The sequence below is a fragment of the Methylobacterium sp. NFXW15 genome (genome assembly GCF_049887755.1).
In the GTDB taxonomy this organism is placed as follows: Bacteria; Pseudomonadota; Alphaproteobacteria; order Rhizobiales; family Beijerinckiaceae; genus Methylobacterium.
The window spans coordinates 165,573-189,287 of the sequence record NZ_JAGEKG010000001.1 but is presented as its reverse complement, the minus strand read 5'-3'; the positions used below and the strand labels follow the sequence as shown (position 1 = coordinate 189,287).

At 67.9% G+C, this 23,715-nt stretch carries 20 protein-coding genes and 1 pseudogene; 11 read left to right on the top strand and 10 right to left on the bottom strand.

What is annotated here, in order from left to right; genetic code table 11:
- Positions 1 to 2 precede the first annotated feature (2 nt).
- Both J4O73_RS00920 and J4O73_RS00915 read left to right on the top strand, forming a co-directional pair.
- Positions 3 to 1,100: a glycosyltransferase gene (locus J4O73_RS00920; protein ID WP_426214043.1), complete on the top strand. Its 1,098-nt coding sequence runs from the start codon at positions 3 to 5 to the stop codon at positions 1,098 to 1,100.
- Positions 1,097 to 2,152 (top strand): glycosyltransferase, encoded by a 1,056-nt coding sequence (locus J4O73_RS00915; protein WP_426214042.1) that lies wholly within the window; start codon positions 1,097 to 1,099, stop codon positions 2,150 to 2,152. Before J4O73_RS00920 ends, J4O73_RS00915 begins: the two co-directional genes overlap by 4 nt.
- Positions 2,153 to 2,187: 35 nt before the next feature.
- On the opposite strand, the gene J4O73_RS00910 is transcribed toward J4O73_RS00915, so the two are convergent.
- A complete protein-coding gene (locus J4O73_RS00910) occupies positions 2,188 to 2,370 on the bottom strand; it encodes a hypothetical protein (protein ID WP_426214041.1) in 183 nt (60 codons plus the stop codon).
- Positions 2,371 to 2,571: 201 nt separating this feature from the next.
- Between J4O73_RS00910 and J4O73_RS00905 the strand changes: the two genes are divergently transcribed.
- The 4 genes from J4O73_RS00905 to J4O73_RS00890 all read left to right on the top strand — a co-directional run bounded on the left by J4O73_RS00905 (position 2,572) and on the right by J4O73_RS00890 (position 8,128).
- Positions 2,572 to 3,738 carry an efflux RND transporter periplasmic adaptor subunit gene (locus J4O73_RS00905; RefSeq protein ID WP_426214843.1) on the top strand — a complete coding sequence of 389 codons (1,167 nt, stop codon included), beginning with the start codon at positions 2,572 to 2,574 and terminating at the stop codon, positions 3,736 to 3,738.
- A 9-nt stretch (positions 3,739 to 3,747) separates the two neighbouring features.
- Entirely contained in the window at positions 3,748 to 6,885 is a 3,138-nt protein-coding gene (locus tag J4O73_RS00900) for an efflux RND transporter permease subunit (RefSeq protein WP_426214040.1), read from the top strand.
- A 78-nt stretch (positions 6,886 to 6,963) separates the two neighbouring features.
- Entirely contained in the window at positions 6,964 to 7,521 is a 558-nt protein-coding gene (locus tag J4O73_RS00895) for a DUF4337 domain-containing protein (RefSeq protein WP_426214039.1), read from the top strand.
- Positions 7,522 to 7,594: 73 nt separating this feature from the next.
- On the top strand, positions 7,595 to 8,128 hold the full coding sequence (locus tag J4O73_RS00890; protein ID WP_426214038.1) for a phosphate-starvation-inducible PsiE family protein: 534 nt from the start codon (positions 7,595 to 7,597) through the stop codon (positions 8,126 to 8,128).
- Positions 8,129 to 8,132: 4 nt separating this feature from the next.
- Here J4O73_RS00890 and J4O73_RS00885 read toward each other — a convergent pair whose 3' ends face one another.
- The gene (locus J4O73_RS00885) at positions 8,133 to 8,651 is read right to left on the bottom strand and encodes a TspO/MBR family protein (protein WP_378969146.1); all 519 of its coding nucleotides are present in this window, start codon (positions 8,649 to 8,651) and stop codon (positions 8,133 to 8,135) included.
- A 78-nt stretch (positions 8,652 to 8,729) separates the two neighbouring features.
- Here J4O73_RS00885 and J4O73_RS00880 point away from each other — a divergent pair, with 78 nt between their 5' ends.
- The 3 genes from J4O73_RS00880 to J4O73_RS00870 all read left to right on the top strand — a co-directional run bounded on the left by J4O73_RS00880 (position 8,730) and on the right by J4O73_RS00870 (position 12,120).
- Positions 8,730 to 9,935, top strand: a complete 1,206-nt coding sequence (locus J4O73_RS00880) for a trans-sulfuration enzyme family protein (protein WP_426214037.1) — start codon at positions 8,730 to 8,732, stop codon at positions 9,933 to 9,935.
- 96 nt (positions 9,936 to 10,031) lie between these two features.
- A complete protein-coding gene (locus J4O73_RS00875; RefSeq protein WP_426214036.1) occupies positions 10,032 to 10,490 on the top strand; it encodes a hypothetical protein in 459 nt (152 codons plus the stop codon).
- Between the two features lie 700 nt (positions 10,491 to 11,190).
- Complete coding sequence (locus J4O73_RS00870) at positions 11,191 to 12,120, top strand: AEC family transporter (RefSeq protein ID WP_426214035.1); 930 nt, start codon at positions 11,191 to 11,193, stop codon at positions 12,118 to 12,120.
- 37 nt (positions 12,121 to 12,157) lie between these two features.
- Here J4O73_RS00870 and J4O73_RS00865 read toward each other — a convergent pair whose 3' ends face one another.
- The 4 genes from J4O73_RS00865 to J4O73_RS00850 form a co-directional block, all read right to left on the bottom strand.
- Positions 12,158 to 14,569 carry a penicillin-binding protein 1A gene (locus J4O73_RS00865; RefSeq protein ID WP_426214034.1) on the bottom strand — a complete coding sequence of 804 codons (2,412 nt, stop codon included), beginning with the start codon at positions 14,567 to 14,569 and terminating at the stop codon, positions 12,158 to 12,160.
- 144 nt (positions 14,570 to 14,713) lie between these two features.
- Positions 14,714 to 15,970 (bottom strand): N-acetylmuramoyl-L-alanine amidase, encoded by a 1,257-nt coding sequence (locus J4O73_RS00860; RefSeq protein ID WP_426214033.1) that lies wholly within the window; start codon positions 15,968 to 15,970, stop codon positions 14,714 to 14,716.
- A gap of 152 nt (positions 15,971 to 16,122) precedes the next feature.
- Positions 16,123 to 16,668, bottom strand: coding sequence for a hypothetical protein (locus J4O73_RS00855; protein WP_426214032.1), 546 nt, complete (start codon positions 16,666 to 16,668; stop codon positions 16,123 to 16,125).
- A 134-nt stretch (positions 16,669 to 16,802) separates the two neighbouring features.
- Positions 16,803 to 17,156, bottom strand: a complete 354-nt coding sequence (locus J4O73_RS00850) for a phasin (RefSeq protein ID WP_426214031.1) — start codon at positions 17,154 to 17,156, stop codon at positions 16,803 to 16,805.
- Positions 17,157 to 17,683: 527 nt separating this feature from the next.
- On the opposite strand from J4O73_RS00850, the gene J4O73_RS00845 reads away from it, so the two are divergent.
- The gene (locus tag J4O73_RS00845) at positions 17,684 to 17,857 is read left to right on the top strand and encodes a hypothetical protein (protein ID WP_426214030.1); all 174 of its coding nucleotides are present in this window, start codon (positions 17,684 to 17,686) and stop codon (positions 17,855 to 17,857) included.
- A 118-nt stretch (positions 17,858 to 17,975) separates the two neighbouring features.
- Here J4O73_RS00845 and J4O73_RS00840 read toward each other — a convergent pair whose 3' ends face one another.
- The 4 genes and pseudogenes from J4O73_RS00840 to J4O73_RS00825 all read right to left on the bottom strand — a co-directional run bounded on the left by J4O73_RS00840 (position 17,976) and on the right by J4O73_RS00825 (position 22,609).
- The gene (locus J4O73_RS00840) at positions 17,976 to 19,658 is read right to left on the bottom strand and encodes an acyl-CoA dehydrogenase family protein (RefSeq protein WP_426214029.1); all 1,683 of its coding nucleotides are present in this window, start codon (positions 19,656 to 19,658) and stop codon (positions 17,976 to 17,978) included.
- 108 nt (positions 19,659 to 19,766) lie between these two features.
- A pseudogene (locus J4O73_RS00835) lies at positions 19,767 to 19,973 on the bottom strand (hypothetical protein).
- A gap of 100 nt (positions 19,974 to 20,073) precedes the next feature.
- Positions 20,074 to 21,627 carry an FAD-dependent oxidoreductase gene (locus J4O73_RS00830; RefSeq protein ID WP_426214028.1) on the bottom strand — a complete coding sequence of 518 codons (1,554 nt, stop codon included), beginning with the start codon at positions 21,625 to 21,627 and terminating at the stop codon, positions 20,074 to 20,076.
- Between the two features lie 85 nt (positions 21,628 to 21,712).
- Entirely contained in the window at positions 21,713 to 22,609 is an 897-nt protein-coding gene (locus J4O73_RS00825; protein ID WP_426214027.1) for a DMT family transporter, read from the bottom strand.
- Positions 22,610 to 22,780: 171 nt separating this feature from the next.
- Here J4O73_RS00825 and J4O73_RS00820 point away from each other — a divergent pair, with 171 nt between their 5' ends.
- Positions 22,781 to 23,713: a YihY/virulence factor BrkB family protein gene (locus J4O73_RS00820; RefSeq protein WP_426214026.1), complete on the top strand. Its 933-nt coding sequence runs from the start codon at positions 22,781 to 22,783 to the stop codon at positions 23,711 to 23,713.
- Positions 23,714 to 23,715 lie beyond the last annotated feature (2 nt).

Genomic DNA, 23,715 nt, shown 5'->3' with positions numbered 1-23,715 from the left:
CCATGATGCGTCCCTGCGTCGTCTGCGTGCCGGCCCGTAACGAGGCCGCGCGCCTGCCGCTCCTCCTCGAAACCCTGGCGAGCCAGGATGTCGAGGGGCAGGTCCGTGTGGTCGTTCTGGCCAACAACTGCACCGACGGGACGGTCGAGGCCGTGCGTGCCGCTGAGGAGGCCGGGCGCCTCGACCGGCTGAACCTGCGGATCGTCGAGGCCGTTCTGGAAGGCGCCGACGCTCATGTCGGTACGGCCCGGCGCATGGCGCTCGATGAGGGCGCGGCGTGGCTCGAACAGGGCGGCGAGGATGGCATCCTGCTCACCACCGACGCGGATGCGCGCCTTCCGTCCCATTGGCTCTCCGCCAACCTGCGGGCCTTGGAGAAGGCCGAGATCGTCGGTGGCCGTCTCATCATCGACGGCGACGAGGCGATCGCCCCGGCCGTGGCCGACCTGAATGCACGGGTCGAGCGCTATTGGGCGGGCGTGCGACGGCTTGAGGAACTGCTCGATCCGGCGCCCCACGATCCGGCACCGCGCCACGGCGACCACACCGGAGCGAGCCTCGCCTTCCCGGTTTCTCTCTACCGCGCCGTGGGCGGCCTGCCGCCGCTGCCCTGCGGCGAGGACAATGCCCTCGTTGGCCTGATGCGCGATGGCGGTGCCCGGCTGCGCCATTGCCCGGAGGTGAGCGTGCTGGTCTCGGCCCGCCGCGACGGCCGGGTCTCGGGCGGCATGGCCACCGAGATGGAACGTCGCGCCCGCGCCGCCGACGGCGAAGCCTACCTGCTTCCGGAGGCCGCCTTCTGGGAGGCTCTGGTCCTGCGCAGGGCGGCGCTGCGCCGCGCCTTCACGCTTCCCGATGCGGAGCGCGAGGCGGCCTGCGCCGAGATCGGGCTCGGGGCGGGCGACCTCGCGGCGGTGCTCGCCACGGGATGCCCCAACGTCATCGCCTTCGTGGAGCGCGCCGACCGGCTGATCGGGACGCGCACGCCGCCGGCTCCGGTCTGTGACATCGATACGGCCCTGGAAGACCTCGCGTCGCTGGCGGCGGAGATCGAACGGCGCGGTAAGACCACGAAGACATCCGCGAGGAAGGCCGCGTGACGCGCGGCATCGGCTGGTATGTCCATCACCAGGGCGTAGGCCATCTCCAGCGCGCCCGCGCCGTCGCCGCGCATCTTGGGCGGCCCTGCACGATCATCGGCACCCTGGCCGGGTTCGACACCGCCGGTCTCGATATCCTCGACCTTCCCGACGACCGGCCCCTCGCCGAGGGCGCGGGCTTCGATGGGCAGGACGGTGAGGCCGCGCGGCCGGAAGCGTTCCATTACGCGCCCCTGCGCCATCCCGGCTTGCGCCAGCGCATGGCCCGCATCGCCGCCTGGGTGGAGCGGACGGACCCGGCGCTGATCGTCGTCGATGTCTCCGTCGAGGTGGCTCTGTTCGCACGGCTCCTTTCAGTGCCGACCGTGGTCATGCGGCTCGCGGGCGAACGGAACGACCGGCCGCACCTCGAAGCCTTCCGCAGCGCGACACGCGTGCTGGCTCCGTTCCCGGCGACTCTCGACGCCCCGGGTACGCCGGGTTGGGTCCGCGACAAAACTTTCTATGCGGGCTTTCTCGGAGGCGCCGCGCCCGCGCCGACGCGAGACGGGCAGGACATCGTCGTGGTGTTCGGCCGGGGCGGGGAAGGCGGTTCCCTTGCGGCCCTTGCGGCGGCGGCCCGCGCCATCCCTGAGCGGACGTGGCATGTTCTCGGCCCCGTGACCGGGGAAGCGGAATGCCCGTCGAACCTCCAACTGCACGGCTGGGTCGCCGATGTGGGTGCCTTCATGCCGGACGCGGCGGTTCTCGTCGGCGGTGGGGGGGACGGACTGGTCGCGCTCGCAGCCTCGCACGGCAAACGCTTCCTGTGCCTGCCGGAGCCGCGGGCCTACGGCGAGCAGACCGAGAAGGCGGAGGCGCTGCGCCGTCTCGGCGCGGCCATCGTGCGCACCGAATGGCCTATGGTGGAGGACTGGCCCGCTCTCCTGCGGGAGGCCTTGGGTCTGGACCCGGCCGTCATCGCGAGCCTGCACGATCCCGAAGGTTTGGCGCGCTGCGCTCGCTTCCTCGATGATCTGGCCGAGGGCGGGGACACGCGGCGGTCGCGCTGAAGAGCGGGCGACCGCCGTTCAGAGGAATCGAAGACTTACGAGATCAGGTCGAGTTTGTCGGCCTGAACACCCAGGCCACGCAGCGTATCTGGAAGGGCCGCGTAATCACGATATCCCGCTTCGCGGGCCATGGCGTCGAGAGCAGCTTCTTCGTTCGGGGCAGAGCCAGTCCAGAGAATGGCACCATTGTCCTTCTGTCTGATCTGGAAGATGCTCATTGTGGTCTCCCCGCGGAACGCGCTCGTTATTTCATCAACGCGGTGCGACGGCCCCGGTTGCAGCTTGGCCTCACGGCCGTGCCCCGGCAAGACACCGCCATCAAAACGCCGGGCTAATCGGCGAGGACGCTTCCCGTGACCCCAGCCCGGCGCCAGCGAGCTTTCATCGTGACGATCCGCCCTTCGCACGTCGTGTGCCTCATGGCCCTGACGGTGCTCGCCGCTCCGGCCTTCAACGCCCCCGCCTTGGCTGTCGAGCCCGCCTCCGTGCCGGAGCCCGCTGCGCTCGCCCCGGCGGTCACCGTGGTGAGTGCGGCTCGGCGGGAGATCGTGGAGCGCGCCGTCGTCACCGGCACGCTGGTGCCGCGCGACGAGATCCTTGTCGCGCCGGAGGTCGAGGGTCTGCGCATCACCGAATTGCTGGTGGAGGAGGGTGACCGCGTCGCCCAGGGGCAGGTGCTGGCCCGGCTATCGAGCGAGATGATTGCGACGCAGGAAGCCTCCAACGTCGCGGCCATCGCCCGGGCCGAGGCGGCTATCGTCCAGGCCCAGAGCCAGATCGTCCAGGCCGAGGCGGCCGAGACCGAGGCGCGGCTCTCCAACGAACGCGCCCAGACCCTGAGCAAGACCGGCAATGCGACGGCGGCAGTCCTGGAGCAGCGCGCCTCCGCCGCACAAGCCGCCACCGGCCGCCTCGCTGCCGCCCGCGGCGGATTGCAGGCGGCCAAGGCCGATCTCGCCACGGCCAGGGCGGCAAGCGCCGAGATCGCGTTGCGGCGCGCCCGCACCGATATTCGCGCGCCGGAAGCGGGCATCGTGAACCGCCGCACCGCCCGGGTCGGCGCTACGGCGACGGCTATCGGCGAGCCTCTGTTTCGCCTGATCGCCCGCGGCGAGATCGAGCTGGAGGGCGAGGTGCCGGAAATTTGGCTCGCTCGGATGAAGGCGGGCGATTCCGCGCGGCTCACCCTCGATCAGGGGCGCATCGTCGAGGGCAAGGTCCGCCGTGTCTATCCGGAGGTCGACCGCATGACACGCCTCGGCAAGGTGCGTATCCGCCTTGCGGACGATCCGGCCCTGCGCATCGGCGCCTTCGCCCGAGGCAGTGTCGAGATTGCCCGACGTGAGGGCGTCGCCGTCCCCGTTTCGAGCCTGATCTACGCCGCCGACGGTCGGGCGAGCCTGCTCGTCGTGAAGGACGAGCGTGTCGAGGCGCGGACCGTCGCACCCGGCCTCTCGGCCGAGGGATTCACCGAGATCCGCGACGGCGTCGCCGCCGGAGAGCGGGTCGTCGCCCGCGCGGGCAGCTTCCTGCGCGATGGCGATCGGGTGCGGGCGGTCGACGCCGCCTCGGTCGCGGCGCGCTGAGGGCGAACGATGCGCCTCAACGTTTCCGCCTGGGCGATCCGCAAGCCGCTTCCCTCCATCGTGCTGTTCCTGGTGCTGATGGTGCTGGGGCTCGTGACCTTCCGGTCGCTGCCGATCACCCGCTTTCCGAACATCGATATCCCGATCGTCTCCGTCACGATCACCCAGTCGGGTGCGGCGCCCTCCGAATTGCAGACCCAGGTGACCAAATGGGTCGAGGATTCGGTGGCGGGCGTGAAGGGCGTGAAGCACGTCCTCTCGACCATCACCGAGGGCATCTCCACCACGACCATCGAGTTCCGGCTGGAGATCAATCAGGACCGCGCCGTCAACGACGTGAAGGATGCGATCTCCAAGATCCGCATCAACCTGCCACGCACGATCGATGAGCCGATCATCTCCCGCGTGGAGATCGCGGGCCTGCCGATCATGATCTACGGCGCCTCGGCACCCGCCATGACGCCTGAAGACCTGTCGTGGTTCGTGGACGATGTCGTCGCGCGCGGACTTCAGAGCGTGAAGGGCGTCGGCGGCGTCGAGCGCCTCGGCGGCGTCGCCCGCGAGGTCCGCGTCACCCTCAAGCCCGACCGGCTGCTGTCGCTCGGCATCACGGCGGCCGACGTGAACCGTCAGCTGCGCCTCACCTCCGCCGACATGGCGGGCGGGCGTGCCGAGGTCGGCGGGCAGGAGCAGTCGATCCGCACGCTCGCCGCCTCCGCAAGCCTCGACACCCTGGCCGCGACGTCCATCGTCGTCCCCGGCAACCGCAAGGTGCGGCTGGACGAACTGGCGACGCTCTCCGACACGGCCGAGGAGCCGCGCACCTTCGCGCGGTTCAACGGCGAGCCGGTGGTGGCTTTCGCCATCTCCCGCGCGACGGGCGCGAGCGATGCGGACGTCTCGGTCGGCGTCGCCAAGAAGATCGAGGCGCTACACGCGGCCAATCCCGACGTGCGCTTCGACCTGATCGACACGAGCGTCACCAACACCATCGGCAACTACCATTCCGCGATGCTGGGCCTCATCGAGGGCGCGGCGCTTGCGGTCGTCGTGGTGCTGCTGTTCCTGCGCGACTGGCGTGCGACGGTGATCGCGGCTCTGGCCCTGCCGCTCTCGGTCATCCCGACCTTCTGGGCGATGGGCGCGATGGGCTTCTCGCTCAACGCCGTCAGCCTGCTGGCCATCACGCTCGTCACCGGCATCCTCGTGGACGATGCCATCGTCGAGATCGAGAACATCGTTCGCCACATGCGCATGGGCAAATCGCCCTATCGCGCCTCGCTCGAAGCCGCCGACGAGATCGGCCTCGCCGTCATCGCCATCACCGCGACGATCATGGCGATCTTCGCGCCTGTCTCCTTCATGGGCGGTATCGCCGGGCAGTATTTCAAGCAGTTCGGCCTTACCATCGCGGCGGCCGTGTTCATGTCGCTGCTCGTGGCGCGGCTCATCACACCACTGCTCGCCGCCTATTTCCTGCGCGACCACGGACCTGACCACAGCCACGAAGGGCCGGTGATGCGGGGCTACACCCGCCTCGTGCGCTGGTCGGTGCGGCACAAGTACATCACGCTGGTGCTCGGCCTCGCCTGCTTCGTCGCCTCGATCATGTCGACGGGCCTGCTGCCTGCGGGCTTCCTGCCCGCCGAGGATCAGGCCCGCACCCTGTTCGTGGTCGAACTGCCCCCCGGCGCGCGGCTCAACGATACGATCTCGGTGAGCGACCGGCTGGTCGAGCGGATCCGGACCCTGCCGGAGGTGAAGAGCGTCTTCGTCGATGGCGGCCGGCAATTGCCCGGCAAGAAGGAGGTTCGGCTCGCCAGCCTCACGATTAACCTCACGCCGAAGAACACCCGCCACCGCACGCAGAAGCAGGTGGATGCCGAGGTCGCCGCGATCCTGCGACAGGAGCCGGATATCCGGTTCTGGGCGCTGCGCGAAGGCGGCCAGCGCGATCTCGCGCTCATCGTCGCCGGGCCGGACAAGGCGGTGGTGGCCGATGTCGCGGCGCGGCTCCAGCGCGAGGCGGCGCAGGTGCCCCACCTCGTCAACGTGATGTCGACGGCGCCCCTCGACCGCACCGAGATTCGCATCCGCCCGAAGCCGGCGGTCGCGGCCGATCTCGGCGTCTCGACCGACACCATCGCCGAGACGGTGCGCGTCGGCACGATCGGCGACATCGGCCTGAACCTCGCGAAGTTCAACGCCACGGACCGGCAGGTCCCGATTCGCGTGCAGTTGCCCGAACGCCTGCGCGGCGACCTCTCGGAGATCGGCGCCATGAAGGTCCCGGTGAAGGGCGGGCAGGCCGTACCGCTCGCCACCGTCGCCGACATCAGCCTCGGCCAGGGGCCGACTGCCATTGACCGCTACGACCGCGCCGTGCGCGTCGCCATTGAAGGCGATATGCAGGGCTCGGATGCCCTCGGAGAACTCATCTCCCAGGTGATGAGGCTACCTGCGGCGACGAACCTGCCGCCGGGCGTCACCATCAAGCAGACCGGCGACGCCGAGGTGATGGGCGAGGTGTTCGAAGGCTTCGCGCTCGCGATGGGCGCAGGCCTGATGATGGTGTTCGGCGTCCTGATCCTGCTGTTCGGCAACTTCCTGCAGCCGCTGACCATCCTGTTCTCGCTTCCGCTCTCCATCGGCGGCGCGATCCTGGCGCTGCTCATCGTGCAGAAGCCGATCTCGATGCCCGTCGTCATCGGCATCCTGATGCTGATGGGCGTGGTGACGAAGAACGCGATCATGCTCGTCGACTTCGCCGTCGAGCAGATCCGCGAGGGTGTCGACCGCACGACGGCCATTGTCGATGCGGGCCGCAAGCGCGCCCGCCCCATCGTGATGACCACCATCGCCATGGCGGCGGGCATGGTTCCCTCGGCCATGGCGCTCGGCATCGGCGGCGAGTTCCGCTCGCCCATGGCCATCGCGGTGATCGGCGGCCTCATCGTGTCCACCGGTCTGTCGCTGGTCTTCGTGCCCGCGATCTTCGTGCTGATGGACGATCTCTCGCGCGTCATCGGCCGCCTGCTCGGCCGTTTCGTGGGCGAGCGCGACGATCCGCTCGACGCGCCCGATTACGTCCACCCGTCCGCCTCCAACGACGGACACCGTCCGCCGCCCCGCGTCGCTGCGGAGTAGGAGCGCGCGCGGGACCCTTGCGCTTCTTGCCGGGATGGGGTGTCTCCCCGGCGGGATTCACGAGGGGAGCGGTAAGCGATGTCGGGTGGACACGGGGCTGGGGGAAGTTCGAACAAGCGCGTGGCGCTGCTCATCTCGGTGTTGGCTCTCTTCCTGGCCTTCAGCGAGACCCTGGGCAAAGCCTCGCAGACGGAGGCGCTCGGCGCCAATGTCGAGGCGTCGAACCTCTGGGCCTTCTTCCAGGCGCGGACGATCCGCATGACGGTCATCCGCACCGCCGACGAGGCCGTCGCGCTGCTGCCGCCGGGCACCAGCCAGGACGCCATCCAGGCCAAGCGCGCCGATTGGGCGAAGACCATCGCGCGCTACGATTCCGAGCCCGCCACGGGCGAGGGCCGCAAGGAGCTCGCGGCCAAGGCCAAGCTCGCCGAGGATCGCCGTGATCTCTCGCTGCTGCGCTACCACCATTACGAACTGGCTTCGGCCGCCTTCCAAATCGGCATCGTGCTCGCCTCGGCCGAGGTGATCACCGGCATCGCCGCCCTCGTCTTCGCGGGCGGGGCCCTGGGTATCGCGGGCGCGGCGCTGCTGGGCTTCGGCTACCTCGCACCGCACGCCCTTCCGTTCCTGCATTAGGTCAGCGGGACCGGGAGACCGGTATTCCCTTCCTTCAGCTGCGCTCTACACCGTTATGAAACGGGGGAACGTCATGGCTGAGCAAGAAAAAGAGGATCAGGGTCGGCTGACGCGGGCCGCGAGCTTCATCTTCCTGCACACCGAGCACGCGATCTACGCGGCGCTCGGCCTGCTCCTGGCCCTCACAGCGCTGGCGGCGCTGACGGAAGCTGTGGTCCTCACCTGGGAGGCCCTGCGCTCGCTCGGCGGCGCGGACCAGATCCTGGAAGTGGTCGACCGGCTGCTGTTCCTGCTCATGATCATCGAGATCCTGCACACAGTGCGGGTGTCGATGCGGTCGGGCAAACTGACCTGCGAGCCGTTCTTGATCGTCGGGCTCATCGCCTCGATCCGGCGGGTGTTGGTCATTACTCTGCAATCCTCGGAACTGACCCACGCCAAGGAACTGCCGCCCGAGAAATACGCCCTGTTCCAGGCGGCGATGATCGAGCTCGGCGTCCTCGCCGGACTGATCATCGTCATGGTCGCGGCGATCTTCATGCTCCACCGCGCCCGTGACGACGGAAAGCCGGCGGGCGAGGAGAAAGACGAGCATGCAGGCGGCTAAACTACTAGTTCAAGCGTAATACCGCCGCGTTGAGGATGGTCGCGAAGGCGACCCAGGCCGCATAGGGCACGAGCAGCCACGCGGCGGCCCGGTCGAACCGCCATGTCAGGCGGATGGTCCACAGCACCATCACCAGCAGTGCAGCAACCACGACCAGCCCGAGGCCGATGGCGTGGGCGCTGAAGAAGACCGGTGTCCAGGCGGCATTCAGCGCCAGTTGGACGAGAAAGGCGCCGAGGGCGAGCCGCCAGCCCTCGCGGCTCGGCCCCGTCACGGGGCGCGCACCGAGCAACCGCCACAGCGACACGGCGATCATCGCATAGAGCAGCGTCCAGGCGACGGGGAACACCCAGTTCGGCGGGTTGAACCAGGGCTTGTTGAGCCCGGCATACCATCCGTCGATCTCGGCTTGGGTCGAGAGCGAGCCGATCATCGCCGTCGCGGCGACGGGCAGGATGGCGCAGGCGAGACGCAGCCAGGGCCTCAGAGCCGGGCCTTCGGGGACATGAGTGGCGGCTGGCATGGCGGCTCGTTGGGTCAATGGGTTGCGGCCATCCCGCCACCGTGTCAGCGCAGGCGCGGTTCGGCGAGGGACGGATGAATGTCAGGCACTAACGCACCAGATGGGACCGATGGCATGCCGGACGAGACGTCTCCGGTGGATTTCTCGCGCGCGAGCCTCGCCGCGCAGGCCCTCGGTCATATCGATCCCACCACGCGCGGCGTGGTGATGCCCCTCCACGTCGCGACGACCTTCATTCGCGATCCGGACAACGGCTACAGCTCCGGCTATTCCTACGCCCGCCCCGACAACGCCACCGTTCGCGAGGCGGAGGCCGTGCTGGCGATGCTGGAAGGTGCCCAGGCCGGGGCGATGCTGTTCGGATCCGGCATGGCGGCTGCGACCGCTGTGTTCGGCGCCCTCGAACCCGGCGATCACGTCGTGGCCGGGACAGTCATGTATTGGGCGCTCAAGCGCTGGCTGCGTGCCGAACTGCCGAGGCGCGGCGTGACGGTCGATTTCGTCGGCACCGACGATCTCGCGGCCCTGAAGGCCGCGATCCGCCCCGGGGCGACGAAGCTCGTCTGGATCGAGACGCCCGGCAATCCGCTGTGGACCGTGACGGACATCGCCGCCGCGGCGGAGATCGTCCATGCCGCCGGCGCGCGGCTCGCGGTCGATTCCACCGCCGCCTCGCCCTTCCATACGCGGCCCCTGGAGCTCGGCGCCGACATCGTCATGCATTCGGCGACCAAAATCCTGAACGGCCATTCCGACGTGGTGGCGGGCGCTCTCGCCACAGCCAAGGCCGATGCATTCTGGGAGCGGATCGGCGGTATCCGTGCGGGAAGCGGCGGCATCCTCGGGCCGTTCGAGGCCTATCTGCTGCTGCGCTCCCTCCGCACGTTCCATCTGCGCGCGGCGGCGCAATCAGCCGGGGCGCAACGTCTCGCCGAACGCTTCGACGGGCATCCACATATCGTCCAAGTGCTCTATCCAGGCCTGCCCGGCGATCCCGGCCACGCTGTCGCCACCCGCCAGATGCGGGACGGGTTCGGCTTCATGCTCTCGTTGCGCGTCGCGGGTGGTGAGGCAGCGGCCATCGCCACCGCCGCACGGGTCAGGTTGTGGAAGCGGGCGACCTCCCTCGGTGGAGTCGAGAGCCTGATCGAGCACCGTGCCTCGGTGGAGGGGCCGGACAGCCCATGCCCGCCCGACCTGCTGCGTCTATCCACCGGCATCGAGTCGACGGACGATCTCTACCGCGATCTCGACGCCGCCTTGACGGCCGCGCACGCGAAGTAGGGCAGCGGAACTCTCGCTGGTGCCGAAAGCGGGGCTGGCGCGTTGTCGCGCACAATCCCGTCCGGGGCCATGCCTCCGGCATCCGCGAGAGTTCCCATGAGACCGCTTCTGCCCGCCTCCGCGCTTCTGATCACCCTCGGCGCCGGTACCGCTCTGGCCGACACCGTGCCCGTGCTCGACGTAGAAAAGACCTGCCGGTCAGCCCAGCTCGCCGGGTCGAGCGTGAACGACCGGGCGAGCTATGACGGCTGCCTTCGCTCCGAGAAGGACGCCAAGCGTCAGGCCGAGGAGAATTGGAACAAGTTCACGCCCGCGGCCAAGAAGCAGTGCGAGGCGCAGTTCAAGGCCGGTGGCTACCCGTCCTATGTCGAGATGATCACCTGCCTCGAACTCGCCACCGGCGTCGTTCCGAACCAGAACCCGGGTGATACCGCCGTCGGTGGAGAGGGCACGCCGAAGGCTGCGCGCGTTCAGCAGGAAAAGTCACAGAGTCTCACCAAGGAGCCGAGCCCGAGCCAGCGCACGGACCCGATAAAGGTTCTCGAAAAGAACTAGATCCGTAACCGACCGAGTTGAGCTGCCCCCGCCGATGGAGTCCCGGCCGTCTTTGCGAGCGCAGCGAAGTCATCCAGGGAGGCGCAACGTTCTGAAGCGTCCGCTGCCTTGGATGGCTTCGCCAACGCTCTCAAAGACGGAGGTACGTGAGCCACCTTGATCGAAGACAGCTCTGGAAGCTCGGATGGCTGCGCAACTTCTACGTGGAATTATGCGCGCTAATACAAGATTGATTTGAAAGATCACGTAGGACGACGCTCATAGACTTCGTGATCTTGAGCGAATGACTGTCCGATGCGAAAGCGGTGGCGTGATCGAGCGGAAACGCCAGGGTGGCCAGACCCCGTGCCCGGTGAGCCGCCGGGTGCCTGCAGGCGACGGCATCGCTCGATCATACGGAGACGCCGACATGTGGTTTCTGCCACGGATCAGCGTTCTTGTGGTCGTTAAACGAGTGCGGAGGACCAGCTTGCACCTGATCCTCCGCTTTAAACTTGGATAACGACACCAAGAAGGGTCGGGGTGGCGAAAGCCGCCCCGACCCGCTCCGCAAATATGAGGCTGGTCCCCGAGGCCGGTCAATATCTCGTCCGACCGTCGTTCCAAGTCATTCCGGCGTCTTCGTGCGTCCGCGCCACGTCTGTCCGTGCTATGCGCCGGCAAAGCTCGTTGCCGAACCACGTGCAAGATCGCCGGATCCGTGAACGCCCTCTTCATCATCGCCCCGATCTTCGGGATCGTCCTGATCGGCTGGGGCGCCGCTCTGGCGGGTCTCCTCTCCGAGAAGGTGAGCGACGGACTTTCGGAATATGTCTTCGCGGTGGCGGTGCCCGCCCTCATCCTCGCGACTCTGACCCGGCCGGGCATGAGCGGCGAGATCGCATGGTCTTACTGGATCTCGTATTTCGGCGGCGCCGCCGTATCGTGGCTGACGGGGACGCTGATCGCCAAGCGCCGGGTCGGCGTCGAGCGGCGGGGGGCGATCCTGCATGGCTTCGCGGCGAGCCAGTCGAACACCGTGTTCGTCGGTGTGCCGATGATCTTGCAGGCCTATGGCGACGAGGGCGCCTTTCCCCTGTTCATGCTGCTGGCGGTCCACCTCCCGCTGATGATGGGCAGCGCGACGTTCCTCATCGAGTCCGATTCCGACAAGCCGATCCTCGCGCGGCTGCGCGGCCTTGCCCTGGTTCTTCTGAAGAACCCGATCTTCATAGCGCTCATCATCGGCATGGTGCTGAAAGGGGCGGGGATCACTCCGTCCGGCATCCCGAAGGCGTTGATCGATGCCTTCGCGGGCACGGCCTCGACCTGTGCCCTTGTCGCTCTGGGCGCAGGATTGAAGCGCTACCGGGTGCTGTTCGACCTGAAGGGGGCGATGGTCATCGCGCTTCTGAAGAACATGCTGCATCCCCTCGCGGTATGGCTTCTCGCCTTCCACGTCTTCTCGATGCCTGCGGCCTATGCGGGTGTGGCGACCCTGTTCGCGGCCATGCCCGTCGGCATCAACGCCTACCTGCTGGCCTCACGCTATAAGACCGAGACGGGCATGATCGCGGCCTCGGTGCTGGTGTCGACTCTGATGGCGCCGCTCTCGGCTCTGTTCTGGCTCACGGTGCTCGGAAAGGCCTGACCGGGTCGGCGATGCGGACCGCCGACCCGTCGATCCGTCAGTACAAGCCTCCGGCCTGGGCGGCGCTGTCCGCGCCGGGCTGCGGCGCAGCGGCGGGAGTGGCCGGGGCGACATAGGCATCCGGCGGGGCGGTGCCCGGCTTGAAGGCTTCCAGGATCGTGCCCGCGCCTTCGCCCGACCCGGCGCGGGTGCCGGAGGCGAGGTTCACGCGGATCAGCTTGATCCCCGCCGGCACACGGAACGGCGTCGGCGGCTTGTCCTTCAGCGCCTGGCGCAGGAAGTCGAGGGCGATGGGCGCGGCGAGGCCGCCGCCGGTTGCCCGGTCACCCAGCGAGCGCGGCTTGTCGTAGCCGACATAGATGCCCACCGCGAGATCGGGGGAGAAGCCGACGAACCACGCATCCTTCGCGTCGTTGGTCGTGCCGGTCTTGCCGGCCAGCGGCTTGTTGAGCTGCTTCAGGATCGTGGCGGTGCCGCGCTGGACGACGCCTTCCATGATCGAGACCATCTGGTAGGCGGTCAGCGGGTCGAGCACCTGCTCGGAATCGTCGACCAGCTTCGGCTCGTCCTGGCCCGACCACTTCTCCGCGTCGCAGCCAATGCACTTGCGGTTGTCGTGCCGGTAGATCGTCTCACCGATCCGGTCCTGGATGCGGTCGATCAGGGTCGGGCGGATGCGGCGTCCGCCATTGGCGAGCATCGAGTAGGCCGTGGTCATGCGCATGACCGTGGTCTCACCCGCGCCCAGCGACATCGGCAGCACCGGCAACAGGTCGTCGTAGACGCCGAAACGGCGGGCATACTCGGCGATGAGCGGCATGCCGACATCCTTGGCCAGCCGCACCGTCATCAGGTTCTTCGAGTGCTCGATCCCGTAGCGCAGGGTATGCGGGCCACCGGACTTGCCGTCGTAGTTCGAGGGCGTCCACGCCTCCTGGCCGGGACCGGCCTCGATGGTGATCGGCGTATCGAGGACGATCGAGGACGGGGTGTAGCCATTGTCCAAGGCCGCCGAATAGACGATCGGCTTGAACGAGGAGCCGGGCTGGCGCATCGCCTGGGTGGCGCGGTTGAACTCGGATTCGTCGTATGAGAAGCCACCGACCATCGCGTGGACGCGGCCGGTATTAGGATCCATGGCGACGATGGCGCCGGACACCTCGGGCCGCTGGCGCAGGCGGAACTGGCCGCGCGTGCCCTCCATGGCCTCGACATAGATCATGTCGCCCTGCTTGAGGTTCGGCCGCCCGGCCCAGCGCATGCCCTCCGGCGGGATCACGCCGGTATCGCGGTCCTTGGAGAACTGGCCGGAGGCTTCGCGGCGGGGCTGAAGCCCGACCTGGATGCCACCCGCCGTGTTGCCGAGCACCACCGCGAGCCGCCAGGGCGCCACATCGCCGAGGGCAGGAACTTCGGAGGCGGCCTGCCCCCAATCACGCCCGGCAAGGTCGACATGGCTGACCGGCCCGTGCCAGCCGCGCGCCTGATCGTAGCGCACGAGGCCGTCCACCAGCGCCTTGCGCGCCCAGGCCTGCATCTTCGGATCGAGGGTGGTGCGCACGGAGAGGCCGCCCTCGTAGAGCTTCTTCTCGCCGTACCGCTCGGAGATCTCGCGGCGGACTTCCTCGGTGAAGTAGTTGGCGATGGTGCCGTTCGGGAAGGCCACGCGGGGGTTCACGCCGAGCGGCTGCTTCTTGGCGTTCTCCTCTTCCTCACGGGTGATGTAGCCGTTCTCCCGCATCAGGCGGATGATTTCGTTGCGCCGGTCCAGCGCCGCCTGGGTCTTGCGGTAGGGGTGGTAGTTGTTCGGGCCCTTCGGCAGCGCCGCGAGATAGGCCGCCTCGTTGATCGTCAACTCGTGGACGGACTTGCCGAAATAATCGAGCGCGGCGGCGGCCACGCCATGCAGGTTGCGGCCCGGAACGATGGTGCCGAGAAAGATCTCGTTCAGATAGAGCTCGAGGATCTTATCCTTCGAGTAGGCCGCCTCGATGCGCAGCGCGACCAGCGCTTCGCGAATCTTGCGGTCGAAGGTCTGCTCGGAGGAGAGCAGGAAGTTCTTGGCCACCTGCTGCGTGATGGTCGAAGCGCCCTGGCGCTTGCCGCTCTTGGCGTTGGTCAGGGCGGCGCGCACGATGCCCTCGGGATCGATGCCGCCATGCTTGTAGAAGTTCTTGTCCTCGGCCGAGAGGAAGGCCGCCACGACGATCTTCGGCATGGCCTGGATCGGCAGGTAGAGGCGCCGCTCACGGGCATATTCGGCGAGCAGGGATCCATCTGCCGCGTGGACGCGGGTCATCACCGGCGGCTCGTAATTGGCGAGCGCGGCGTGGTCCGGAAGATCCTGGCTGTACTTCCAGTAGAAATAGCCCGCGACGACGGCGCCGACGCAAAACAGCACCGCGCCGGCACTGAACAGAATCCCGAAGAAACGAAGGATCAGACGCATCCGGTTTTCCGCTCGCCGCCAGCCCGGAGCCGCACCGAATCGCGGCGCAATCGGCTCCCGGACGCTGCCCTCAGGAGCCCCACGGGGAGCCACTTTGCAACCACACGTGCCGGGGCGTCCGAACGCCCCGTATCCACACCGGATCTATGGTGAAACTGGGGCGATGGCCGCCGAGCGGCGCGTCCCCGAGCCCGGCTTGCCGATGCTCGTGCGGGTTGCAAAGAATTGCTCGATCGCCTTGGCCATCGAACCCGTCACCCCGGCGCGCCAATCGGGGTCCTGCAATTTCTCGAGGTCACGCTTGCTCGACAGGTAGCCGAGTTCCACCAGCACACTCGGCACGTCGGGGGAGCGCAGCACCACGAAACGTGCCTCGCGGTGGGGCTTGGTGCTCATCTCCATCACGGGGGCGAGCTGCCCCATGAGGTTGCGTGCGAAGCTCGACGAGAAGCCGCGCGTTTCGCGTAACGTCAGTTCCTGAAGAATGTCGGCGATGTCGGGTGTCGCCTCCGCCGCCTCGGCTCCGGCGGCGGCATCGGCCCTGTTCTCGCGTTCGGCGAGCTTGGCTGATTCGGCGTCGGTCGCCTTCTCGGAGCCGGTGTAGATCGTCGCCCCGCGCACCTGCGGTGCCGAAGAGATCGAATCTGCGTGGATCGAGATGAACAGGTCGGCCTTCGCCTCGCGGGCGATGCGCACCCGCTCGTTCAGGGGCACGAACACATCCCGGTCTCGGGTCATCTGCACCCGGTAGCGCCCGGCGGCGTTGAGTTTCTCCGCGAGATCCTGCGCGAAGCCGAACACGATGTCCTTCTCGAACACGCCCGTGCTGGCGATGGCGCCGGGATCGGTGCCGCCATGCCCGGCATCGATGACGATGAGCGGGCGTGGATCGGTGTTCGCGGTCTTGGCCACCTGCGCCGGTGCGGGCCGGGGATCGGACGAGGCCGCCGCTTTCCGGAAGCTGTCCCGGTCGACCCGCTGAAGCGGGATCGTCATCAGCACGGCCCCGTCGCGGGGGCGGGTCACGGTGTCGATCCGGCCCACGGTCGCGGGCGAGGCGAGATCGATGACGATGCGCGAGCGGCCCGGCGCGAACAATCCGTAGCGGAAGGATTGCACCACGCCGTCACGGCGTCGGCCGCTGTCGGAATCCAGTTGGAAGTTGACCTCGGGAAGGTCGATCACGACACGGTCGGGCCGTTCCATGATGAAGGCGCGGGCCTCCACGGCCTTCGACAGGGTCAGCGTCAGCTTGCTCTGGGCGCCCTGGCTCGACAGGTCCGCCGCGATCGCCACCGCCGAGCCGCGCTCGCTGTCCTGCGCGCGGAGCGGCAGGGCAAGGGCCAGGGTGGCGGCAAGCCCGAAAAGGACAGAACGGATCAGCTGAATGCGGCCAAGCATCGGACCATGTCGTTTCCCATGCGCCTCGATAGGCAATAGGAGCGGGATGGTTAACCGAAGCTTTCCACTACAGGTTCGATCGCCCTGGAACCGTTGCGGCGATGCGACAGGTGTGCGCAACTCAAAGTTGCGTCACCCGGTCCGGATCCGCATCAGCGCGCGGAGAAGGTCCGGCTCGCCGACATGGTGAGCAGGCCCCAGCAGGTCAGCGTCGAATCCGCCGCACGCTGGAATTCGCCGATCTGGATGCGGACATAATCGGCCATGGTCCGCGCACCGGCGAGCGCCCGCATATGGGCGGCGAACGCCTCTCCCTCGCCGATGAAGTAGTTCATCACCGTGGTGCCGATGGACTCGGCGCCCAGAACGCGGGGCGATGTCGCCGCGAAAGAGACGGCAGGGACATGCATCGGCGGCACGATGTCCGCGACCGGAGCGGGGCGGCTCTCCACGGTCGGGGAAGCCTCGTCGGAAGCGACCTCGTCATACGCGGCTTCCAGAAGACCGGCCTCTTGGAGGGCAGGCTCCGGGGTCTGCTCGAACGTCGGTGCGGGCTCGTCGGCTTCGGCGAGGACTTGCTCGACGAGGGGCGGCTCAGCGGTGGGTGTTTCGGGTGACGCAGAGACCGGAGGCGCTTCCTGCGCCGTCACGGGCTTGGCCACTTGCCTCTGATATTTCGGTCGACGCGGCTTGGACATCGCGGGAGCTCCTCGTCGCAGGCTCGCTCAACGACATTGCGCGTCAGCGCGCCCGCCAGGTCCGGCTCCCGGTCGGGACAGCCGGACGGCAAGGGGATGCGCCGCCCAGCAGCGGCGCACCGGGATCGGCCGGATTAGCGGGCGACGTTCTGCGCCAGCGAGCCGAAATCCTTCGCCTGCGACTGGAGCGCGGCGAACTGGCTGCGGACGAACTCGGACTGCAGCTCGAAAGCCTCACGCAGGTCGCGGGTGCGGACCAGCTTCTGGGCGTAGTCGAACGCGGCGTTCGCGTTGTTCTGGGCGTGATCGAAACCCTTCGAGATCGCCGCGGTGTAGGTCGACTGGAAGGTCTGGCCGGCCGTCTGCATCTGCTCGCTGGCCTTGATGGCGTTGGCCATCATGGTGCCGACGGCGGTGCGGGCCTGATCAACGCTCTTCTCAGCGAAATCGCGCATTTCGTTCGGGATCTCGAAGTTCGGGGTCTGCATGGCAGTCTCCAGCCAGAATGACATCAGGCGGGAGCCTTCGGGCTCCGCCGTTGACGCACCTGATTTATGTTGCGGTGCAATAAATGTCAATCGGCTTATTCAACAAAATTATTGTGCCACCCGGGCCGATTTCATGCAAGGCCGGGGCGTCGAATTCATGCGGCTTCCCAGACCTCGCGCCTTCACGGCAGGGTTCGTCCCGAAACGGCTTCAAGCAGATCCAAGCAGTATTCTCTATTCAAGCTGAGGCGGAGGCCGTCTGTACGCCGCCGGCTGGCAGCGTTGCGAGCTTGGCCGCAGAGAATGACTGGTTCACCTGCGAGTAATGGGGTGCTCGTGGTGTGACTGATTCGGGCGGCGATTGATCCTTGTCATTGTGCGACGCACCAGAGAGGCGGCTTGGCGCTTCAACTTCTGGCGGTGGGACGACTCATAAAGTCGGGGAGATTTCGGAAACACCGGCAGCGCCTCGCGTTGTCCGGCACTCGCACCCAGCGGTGCGCCCCGACCACGAGAGGACCCGAACGATGGGCGACGCACAGAAGAACCAGGACAAGGCCGGTTTCCAGCAGGACAGCGCCAAGGCCGGCGACAAGCACAATCCGGACAACAAGCAGGAGAAGTTGAACGAGCGCCTCGATGACGCCCTCGAGGAGACGTTCCCGTCGAGCGATCCGGTCTCGGTGAAGATCACGAAGTGATCGCGGCCTGAGGACTTCCGGACACGAAAGAGGCGATCCGGGGGCTGCCCGGATCGCCTCTTTGTTTCGTCCGCGTCGGTATGGACGCCCCTCCCGCCGGGGGAAGGGCGCTTTGCGGTTACGCCACGTCGAGAAGGCGACGGGCGATGACCTGGGCCTGGATCTCGGCCGCGCCCTCGAAGATCGAGAGAATGCGCGCGTCGCAGAGGATGCGGCTCACCGGGTATTCCAGGGCGAAGCCGTTGCCGCCGTGGATCTGCAGGGCGTTGTCCGCCGCCGCCCAGGCGACGCGGGCGCCGAGCAGCTTGGCCATCCCGGCCTCCAGGTCGCAGCGCTTGCCCTCGTCCTTCTCGCGGGCGGAGAAGTAGGTGAGCTGGCGGGCGATGTTGATTTCCACTGCCATCATCGCGAGCTTGTCGGAGACGCGGGGAAAGTTCACCAGCGCCTTGCCGAACTGAACGCGCTCTTCGGCGTAGCGTAGGCCGACGTCGAGGGCCGCCTGGGCGACACCGATGGCGCGGGCTGCGGTCTGGATGCGGGCCGACTCGAAGGTCTGCATCAGCTGGGTGAAACCCTTGCCCTCGACCTCGCCGAGCAGGTTCGCCGCCGGAACAGAGAAGTTCTCGAAGGCGAGCTCGTATTCCTTCATGCCGCGATAGCCGAGCACCTCGATCTCGCCACCGGACAGGCCCTCGACGGGGAAGGGATCCTCGTCGGTGCCGCGCGGCTTCTCGGCGATGAGAAGCGAGAGGCCCTTATGGCCCTTCTCCTCCGGCTTGGTGCGCACCAGCACGGTCATGATGTCGGCGCGGACGGGGTGGGTGATCCAGGTCTTGTTACCGGTGATCTTCCACGTGTCGCCCTCCTTCACCGCGCGGGTGCGCAGCGAGGCGAGGTCGGAGCCCGTGTTCGGCTCGGTGAACACGGCGGTCGGCAGGATGTCGCCGCTGGCGATCTTGGGCAGGAAGCGGTGCTTCTGCTCCTCGGTGCCGCCGCACAGGATCAGCTCGGCCGCGATCTCGGAGCGCGTGCCGAGCGAGCCGACGCCGATATAGGCGCGGGACAATTCCTCCGAGACCACGCACATGGCGGCCTTCGGCATGCCCATGCCGCCGTATTCCTCGGGGATCGTCAGGCCGAACACGCCGAGTTCGGCCATCTTCGCGATGACCTCCATCGGGATGTAGGCGTTATGCAGGTGCCACTCGTGAGCGTGATCGGCGACCTCGGCCTTGCCGAAGCGTCGCATCTCAGAGCGGATCGCCTCCATGTCCTCATCGAGGCCGGACGCGCCGACGGTGGCACCGCCGCTGCCGTCACGCATATGGGTCACGAGGGCAGCCCGGTTCTCGGGCGTGTTGCCTTCGGCGATCAAGGTCTCGACCGCCTCGGTGCGGAATTCGGCAACCTCCTTCGCGGTCATGCCCAGCGAGCCGGTCGGCCGAACCATCTCGCCCTGGCTCATCGGGATGGCGGAGAACATCTGGTCGAGGTACTCGCCCGCGCCGATGCGCACGAGCAGATCCTCGGTCTCCCCGAACTGGCCGGACTCGGTCAGGCGCTCGGCGTAGTCGCCGAGTTCGCGCACGGCTTCGGCATAGGTAGCGAGCCACGCGATACCGTGGGCGGCATGTTGCTGCGCTTCGAGCTTGGCGGCGTCGATCTTGCCGTCAGCGCCGATGACGCGGGCGCGGATCCGGCGAATGGCCTCGTCGCTCAGCCGCTTGGCGGCTTGGCCGGCGGCCTTCGTCGTGGCGACCGTGTCGAAAGGCTCGGTCTGGATGGCGGGGGATGCGGACATGGCATTCTCTCGCGTCTGGCGTTTGTTATGACGCCCTTCTAACCGCTCCGCGGCGTACGTCGAAATAGATTCGATTGCTCCACGCTTGAACCAAAGTTCAAGGCGGGTTCACTTCTTTCGCTCGCAGCGGGTCTTCACATAGGCGCCGTCCTCACCGCGAAATCCGGCATTCGCGGCCAGAACCGGCCCCTGCATCAGACATTCCTGAAGGGTGTGGGCCGGAGCGGTGATGACGTCGAGGGCGGTCTAGCGCGAGCAATCCGGCCCCTGGACCGACGCGCCGCAGATCAGCGCGACGACGATGATGGTATTCATGGCGCTTCCCCGGCGCCGGAACGGCGCGAGTGCAGAGAAGCACCATTTCCGGATCCCGGTTCCGCGTCTCGCTGACGCAGCAGGGGCTGCCACGTCTTGGTTATGCGGCGTTTTTCGCCAGTGCGGGGAGGTCCGCTCCGGCCTCGATCTCGGCGGCGGGGGGCAGCCTTCCTTGATCGAGGAGGTGCAGAAAGGCGGTGAAGGCGGTGTTGCGCCCGATGCTGCAGGCGGCGGTCACGCGCTCACCCTTCACGTAGAACGCGATGAAATCGAGCGCGGCCGGATCGCCCTGCATGATGATCCGGTCGAACCCCTTGGCGTAGCCGCCGTAATCGAGACGCTTGTCCCCCTGGTTACTCCAGAAGAACGGCGCGCCCGAGAAGTCGCCGCTGTGGCCCAGGATGGCGTGCGCGACATGCGTGCCGTGCTGCTGCGCCAGCCGCCAATGCTCGATCCGCGCCGTTTCGCCGCTCGCCCGCTCCGGGAAGGCGGCGATGTCGCCTGCGATCCAAACGCCTTCCGCGAGGCGCAGATCGCCGCCCACGGGCAGGCCGCCGCTCTCGTCGGGCTCGACGCCCGCCACGATCCCCGTCTCGGGCTCCGCACCCGCACCGACGAGGACGAGATCGGCGGGGAGGCGCTGTCCCTCTTTGGTTTCGATCGCCTCGACATGGGACCCGCCCGCGATCCGGGCGACGGAGCCCTGCGCGAACGCGACGCCGTTGCCCGCGTGATACTGCTTCAAGGCTGCGCCCACCGCCTCGCCGAAGCGCTTGGCGAAGGGCACCTCCTCCCGCGCCAGCACGGTCACGGACAGGCCTCGCTTCGTCAGGAAGGCGGCGGCCTCCATGCCGATGAAGCCCGCGCCGATCACGACGACATGCTTGGCCTCGCCAGCGGCCTCGCTCACGCGCACTGCGTCGTCGAGGCTGCGGAGGGTGTGCACGCCCTTCAGCTCCTTACCGGGGAAATCAGGCATCGACGCCCGGCTGCCGGTCGCGACGAGGACGGCATCGGCGGTGAGGGTCCGGCCCCCTTTCAGCGTGACCTGCTGCTGAGCCGGATCGACCCGCTCGACCTCACCGGTGATCCGCTCGACGCCGTTGGATCTCTCGAAATCCGGTTCGATCAGCACCTTCTCCGGCGGGGTCGGCTTCGCCAGAAACTGCTTCGACAGTTTGGTGCGGTCGTAGGGCGGGTGCGCCTCGCGACCGATCAGGGTGATGGCCCCGGCATAACCCTCTCGGCGGAGCGTCTTGACGCAGGCAACCGCCGCCGCACCAGCCCCGACGATCAGCACGCTGTTGACGGAGGTTGCGACCTTGGCCGTCTCAGCGGGTTCGGGCGAGAGAGTCGCCACCGCCTCGGATCCCTCGATCCGCACGGGATAGCGGGTCAGTCCGTCGAGGGCCGGGGGTTCCAGCACGCTCCCGTTCGAGAGGGCGAAGGCCGCCTTGTGCCAGGGGCAGTAGATCCGGTCGCCGCAGATCTCGCCCTTCGCGAGCGGTGCGCCGAGATGCGGGCACTTGGCCTGAAAGGCCCGCACGCCCGCAGCGTCGCGCACGAAAAGCGCCTTAGCGTCTCCGGCCGCGCCTTCGGCCATGCCCCCCATGGGGATCGCGTCGAGGGCAAGGCGGATTTCCGTGGCGGACATGGCGGCTGGCTCCTCACGGGCGCCGATCCGCCCGGCCGGACAAGTCGCGGAAGCCGATCCGGTTGCGAGCCGGTTCGTCGCGTTCTCAGCCGCGATTCGCCACGGCGACGCCGATGGCGGCTACACCCATCCCCGCGATCTGCACCCATGTGAGGGTCTCGCCGAACAGGACGTAACCCATCCCCGCCGAGACCGGCGGTACGAGGAAGAACAGCGCGGCCACCCCGGCCACGGCCCCACGCCGGATCAGGAACAGGAACAGCAGCACCCCGGTCACGGAATTCACGAGCACCGCCCAGCCGAGGCTGACCCAGAGCGGTGCGACCGCATCGAATTGTCCGCTGCCGAAGGCGAGGGCCAGGGGGATGGCACAGGCGGTGCCACCGAGGAATTGCAGCACGGCGCTCGCGAGCAGATCGCCGCCGCCGCCCGTGCGCTTCTGCCAGAGGGTGCCGAGCGTCAGCGCCACCACGCTGCACAGGGAGATCGCCAGCGCCACGGGCGGGATGCCCGCGTGATCGGTGGCGCCGAGCTTCGGCAGCAACACCAGCCCGGCCCCCAGGAAGCCCATTGCGATGCCCGCCGCCCGGCGCGGGCTGACCCGTTCCCCGAGGAGCGGCCCGGCCAGCGAGGCGGTCAGCAGGGGTTGCAGGCTTCCGACCAGGGCCGCGATTCCGGCGGGCAGGCCGTGGCTGATCGCTTCGAACGTTCCGGAGAGATAGACGCCCTGCATCAGGAAGCCCGCGACGAGCGGACCGCGCCACGCCTTCCAGCCGCTGGGGAACCGCGCGCCCACCACCAGCGCGATGAGGCCGAGGATGATCGCGACGGCGCTGAACCGCACGGCGGTGAACGCCAACGGATCGGCATGGGGCACGGCCCCGCGCGCGCTGATGAAACCCGTCGACCAGATCAGGACGAACAGCCCCGGGATGAGGGCGGTCGCGACCGGCGACGGGGAGGGGGAACGCGACGGGCTCACGGACGCTCGGGATACGCAGATGACGCGCAAGGCCAAGCATGGCCCACCCATTCCGGCAACCATGTTTTCACGTCCCGGCGTTGCCGGAAGGCGTCACACCCGCGCGAATGGCACCGCTTCCGACGGGTGGCGTTGACGCGGGGGCCGCCGGGCCGTCATCGACGGCGGCGCATGTCACGGCGAGGACGGACCGGACCGTTGAGTTTCCTTCGCAAAGGGTTCGGTATCGCGGGTCTGGCCGCCCAGCGATTCGTTTCGCACGACGGCTGGGCGATCGCGAGCCACATCGCCTTGTCGATCCTCACGTCGCTGTTCCCGTTCCTGATTCTGCTGGCCGCCCTGGCGGGCCTGTTCGGTACCGCGTCCCTCGCCGACGAAGCGGGCACGCTGATCTTCGAGGCGTGGCCCCGCGAGATCGCGATACCCATCGTGTCCGAGGTCCATCGGGTACTGACCACCCAGCGGGGCGGCGTCCTGACCCTCGGCGCGCTCTTCGCCCTCTACTTCTCCTCATCCGGCGTCGAGAGCCTGCGGGTCGGGCTCAACCGCGCCTACGGCCTGCGTGAGAGCAGGCCGTGGTGGCTGACCCGCCTCGAATCCATCGGCTACGTCATCTGCGGCGCCTTTGCGATCCTCGCCTTCGCGCTCCTCGTCGTGCTCGGGCCGTTGATCTGGAGTCGCCTGATCCTCGTGGCGCCGGGGCTCGAACCCCTCGGCCTCACCATCGCCATCGCGCGGATCGGCATCACCGCGCTGCTCCTCGCCTTCGTGCTGGTCGTCGCCCACAAATTCGTTGCGGCAGGGCGGCGCTCCATCGTCTCGGTCCTGCCGGGCATCGCCGTGACGCTGGTCCTGTGGTTCCTGGCCGGACTCGGTTTCGGCTTCTATCTGGAGCGGTTTTCGAACGCCTACGCCTCCACCTATGGAGGTCTCGCCACGGCGATGGTGTTCCTCGTCTTCCTCTACTGGCTCGCCGCGATGTTCCTGTTCGGCGGCGAGATCAACGGCACCGCCATCGCCGCCCGTCGCAGCCAGCTCCAGGCCCGGATGCGCGCCCGGCAGGCCGCGGCCCTGGAGGCGCAACGCCAAGCCGAGAGCGGCTGAAG

Coding starts and splice junctions, on each gene's coding strand:
- J4O73_RS00920 (WP_426214043.1), top strand. CDS start 3: ATGATGCGTCCCTGCGTCGTCTGCGTGCCGGCCCGTAACGAGGCCGCG.
- J4O73_RS00910 (WP_426214041.1), bottom strand. CDS start 2,370: ATGAGCATCTTCCAGATCAGACAGAAGGACAATGGTGCCATTCTCTGG.
- J4O73_RS00905 (WP_426214843.1), top strand. CDS start 2,572: ATGGCCCTGACGGTGCTCGCCGCTCCGGCCTTCAACGCCCCCGCCTTG.
- J4O73_RS00900 (WP_426214040.1), top strand. CDS start 3,748: ATGCGCCTCAACGTTTCCGCCTGGGCGATCCGCAAGCCGCTTCCCTCC.
- J4O73_RS00895 (WP_426214039.1), top strand. CDS start 6,964: ATGTCGGGTGGACACGGGGCTGGGGGAAGTTCGAACAAGCGCGTGGCG.
- J4O73_RS00890 (WP_426214038.1), top strand. CDS start 7,595: ATGGCTGAGCAAGAAAAAGAGGATCAGGGTCGGCTGACGCGGGCCGCG.
- J4O73_RS00885 (WP_378969146.1), bottom strand. CDS start 8,651: ATGCCAGCCGCCACTCATGTCCCCGAAGGCCCGGCTCTGAGGCCCTGG.
- J4O73_RS00880 (WP_426214037.1), top strand. CDS start 8,730: ATGTCAGGCACTAACGCACCAGATGGGACCGATGGCATGCCGGACGAG.
- J4O73_RS00875 (WP_426214036.1), top strand. CDS start 10,032: ATGAGACCGCTTCTGCCCGCCTCCGCGCTTCTGATCACCCTCGGCGCC.
- J4O73_RS00865 (WP_426214034.1), bottom strand. CDS start 14,569: ATGCGTCTGATCCTTCGTTTCTTCGGGATTCTGTTCAGTGCCGGCGCG.
- J4O73_RS00860 (WP_426214033.1), bottom strand. CDS start 15,970: ATGCTTGGCCGCATTCAGCTGATCCGTTCTGTCCTTTTCGGGCTTGCC.
- J4O73_RS00855 (WP_426214032.1), bottom strand. CDS start 16,668: ATGTCCAAGCCGCGTCGACCGAAATATCAGAGGCAAGTGGCCAAGCCC.
- J4O73_RS00850 (WP_426214031.1), bottom strand. CDS start 17,156: ATGCAGACCCCGAACTTCGAGATCCCGAACGAAATGCGCGATTTCGCT.
- J4O73_RS00845 (WP_426214030.1), top strand. CDS start 17,684: ATGGGCGACGCACAGAAGAACCAGGACAAGGCCGGTTTCCAGCAGGAC.
- J4O73_RS00840 (WP_426214029.1), bottom strand. CDS start 19,658: ATGTCCGCATCCCCCGCCATCCAGACCGAGCCTTTCGACACGGTCGCC.
- J4O73_RS00830 (WP_426214028.1), bottom strand. CDS start 21,627: ATGTCCGCCACGGAAATCCGCCTTGCCCTCGACGCGATCCCCATGGGG.
- J4O73_RS00820 (WP_426214026.1), top strand. CDS start 22,781: ATGTCACGGCGAGGACGGACCGGACCGTTGAGTTTCCTTCGCAAAGGG.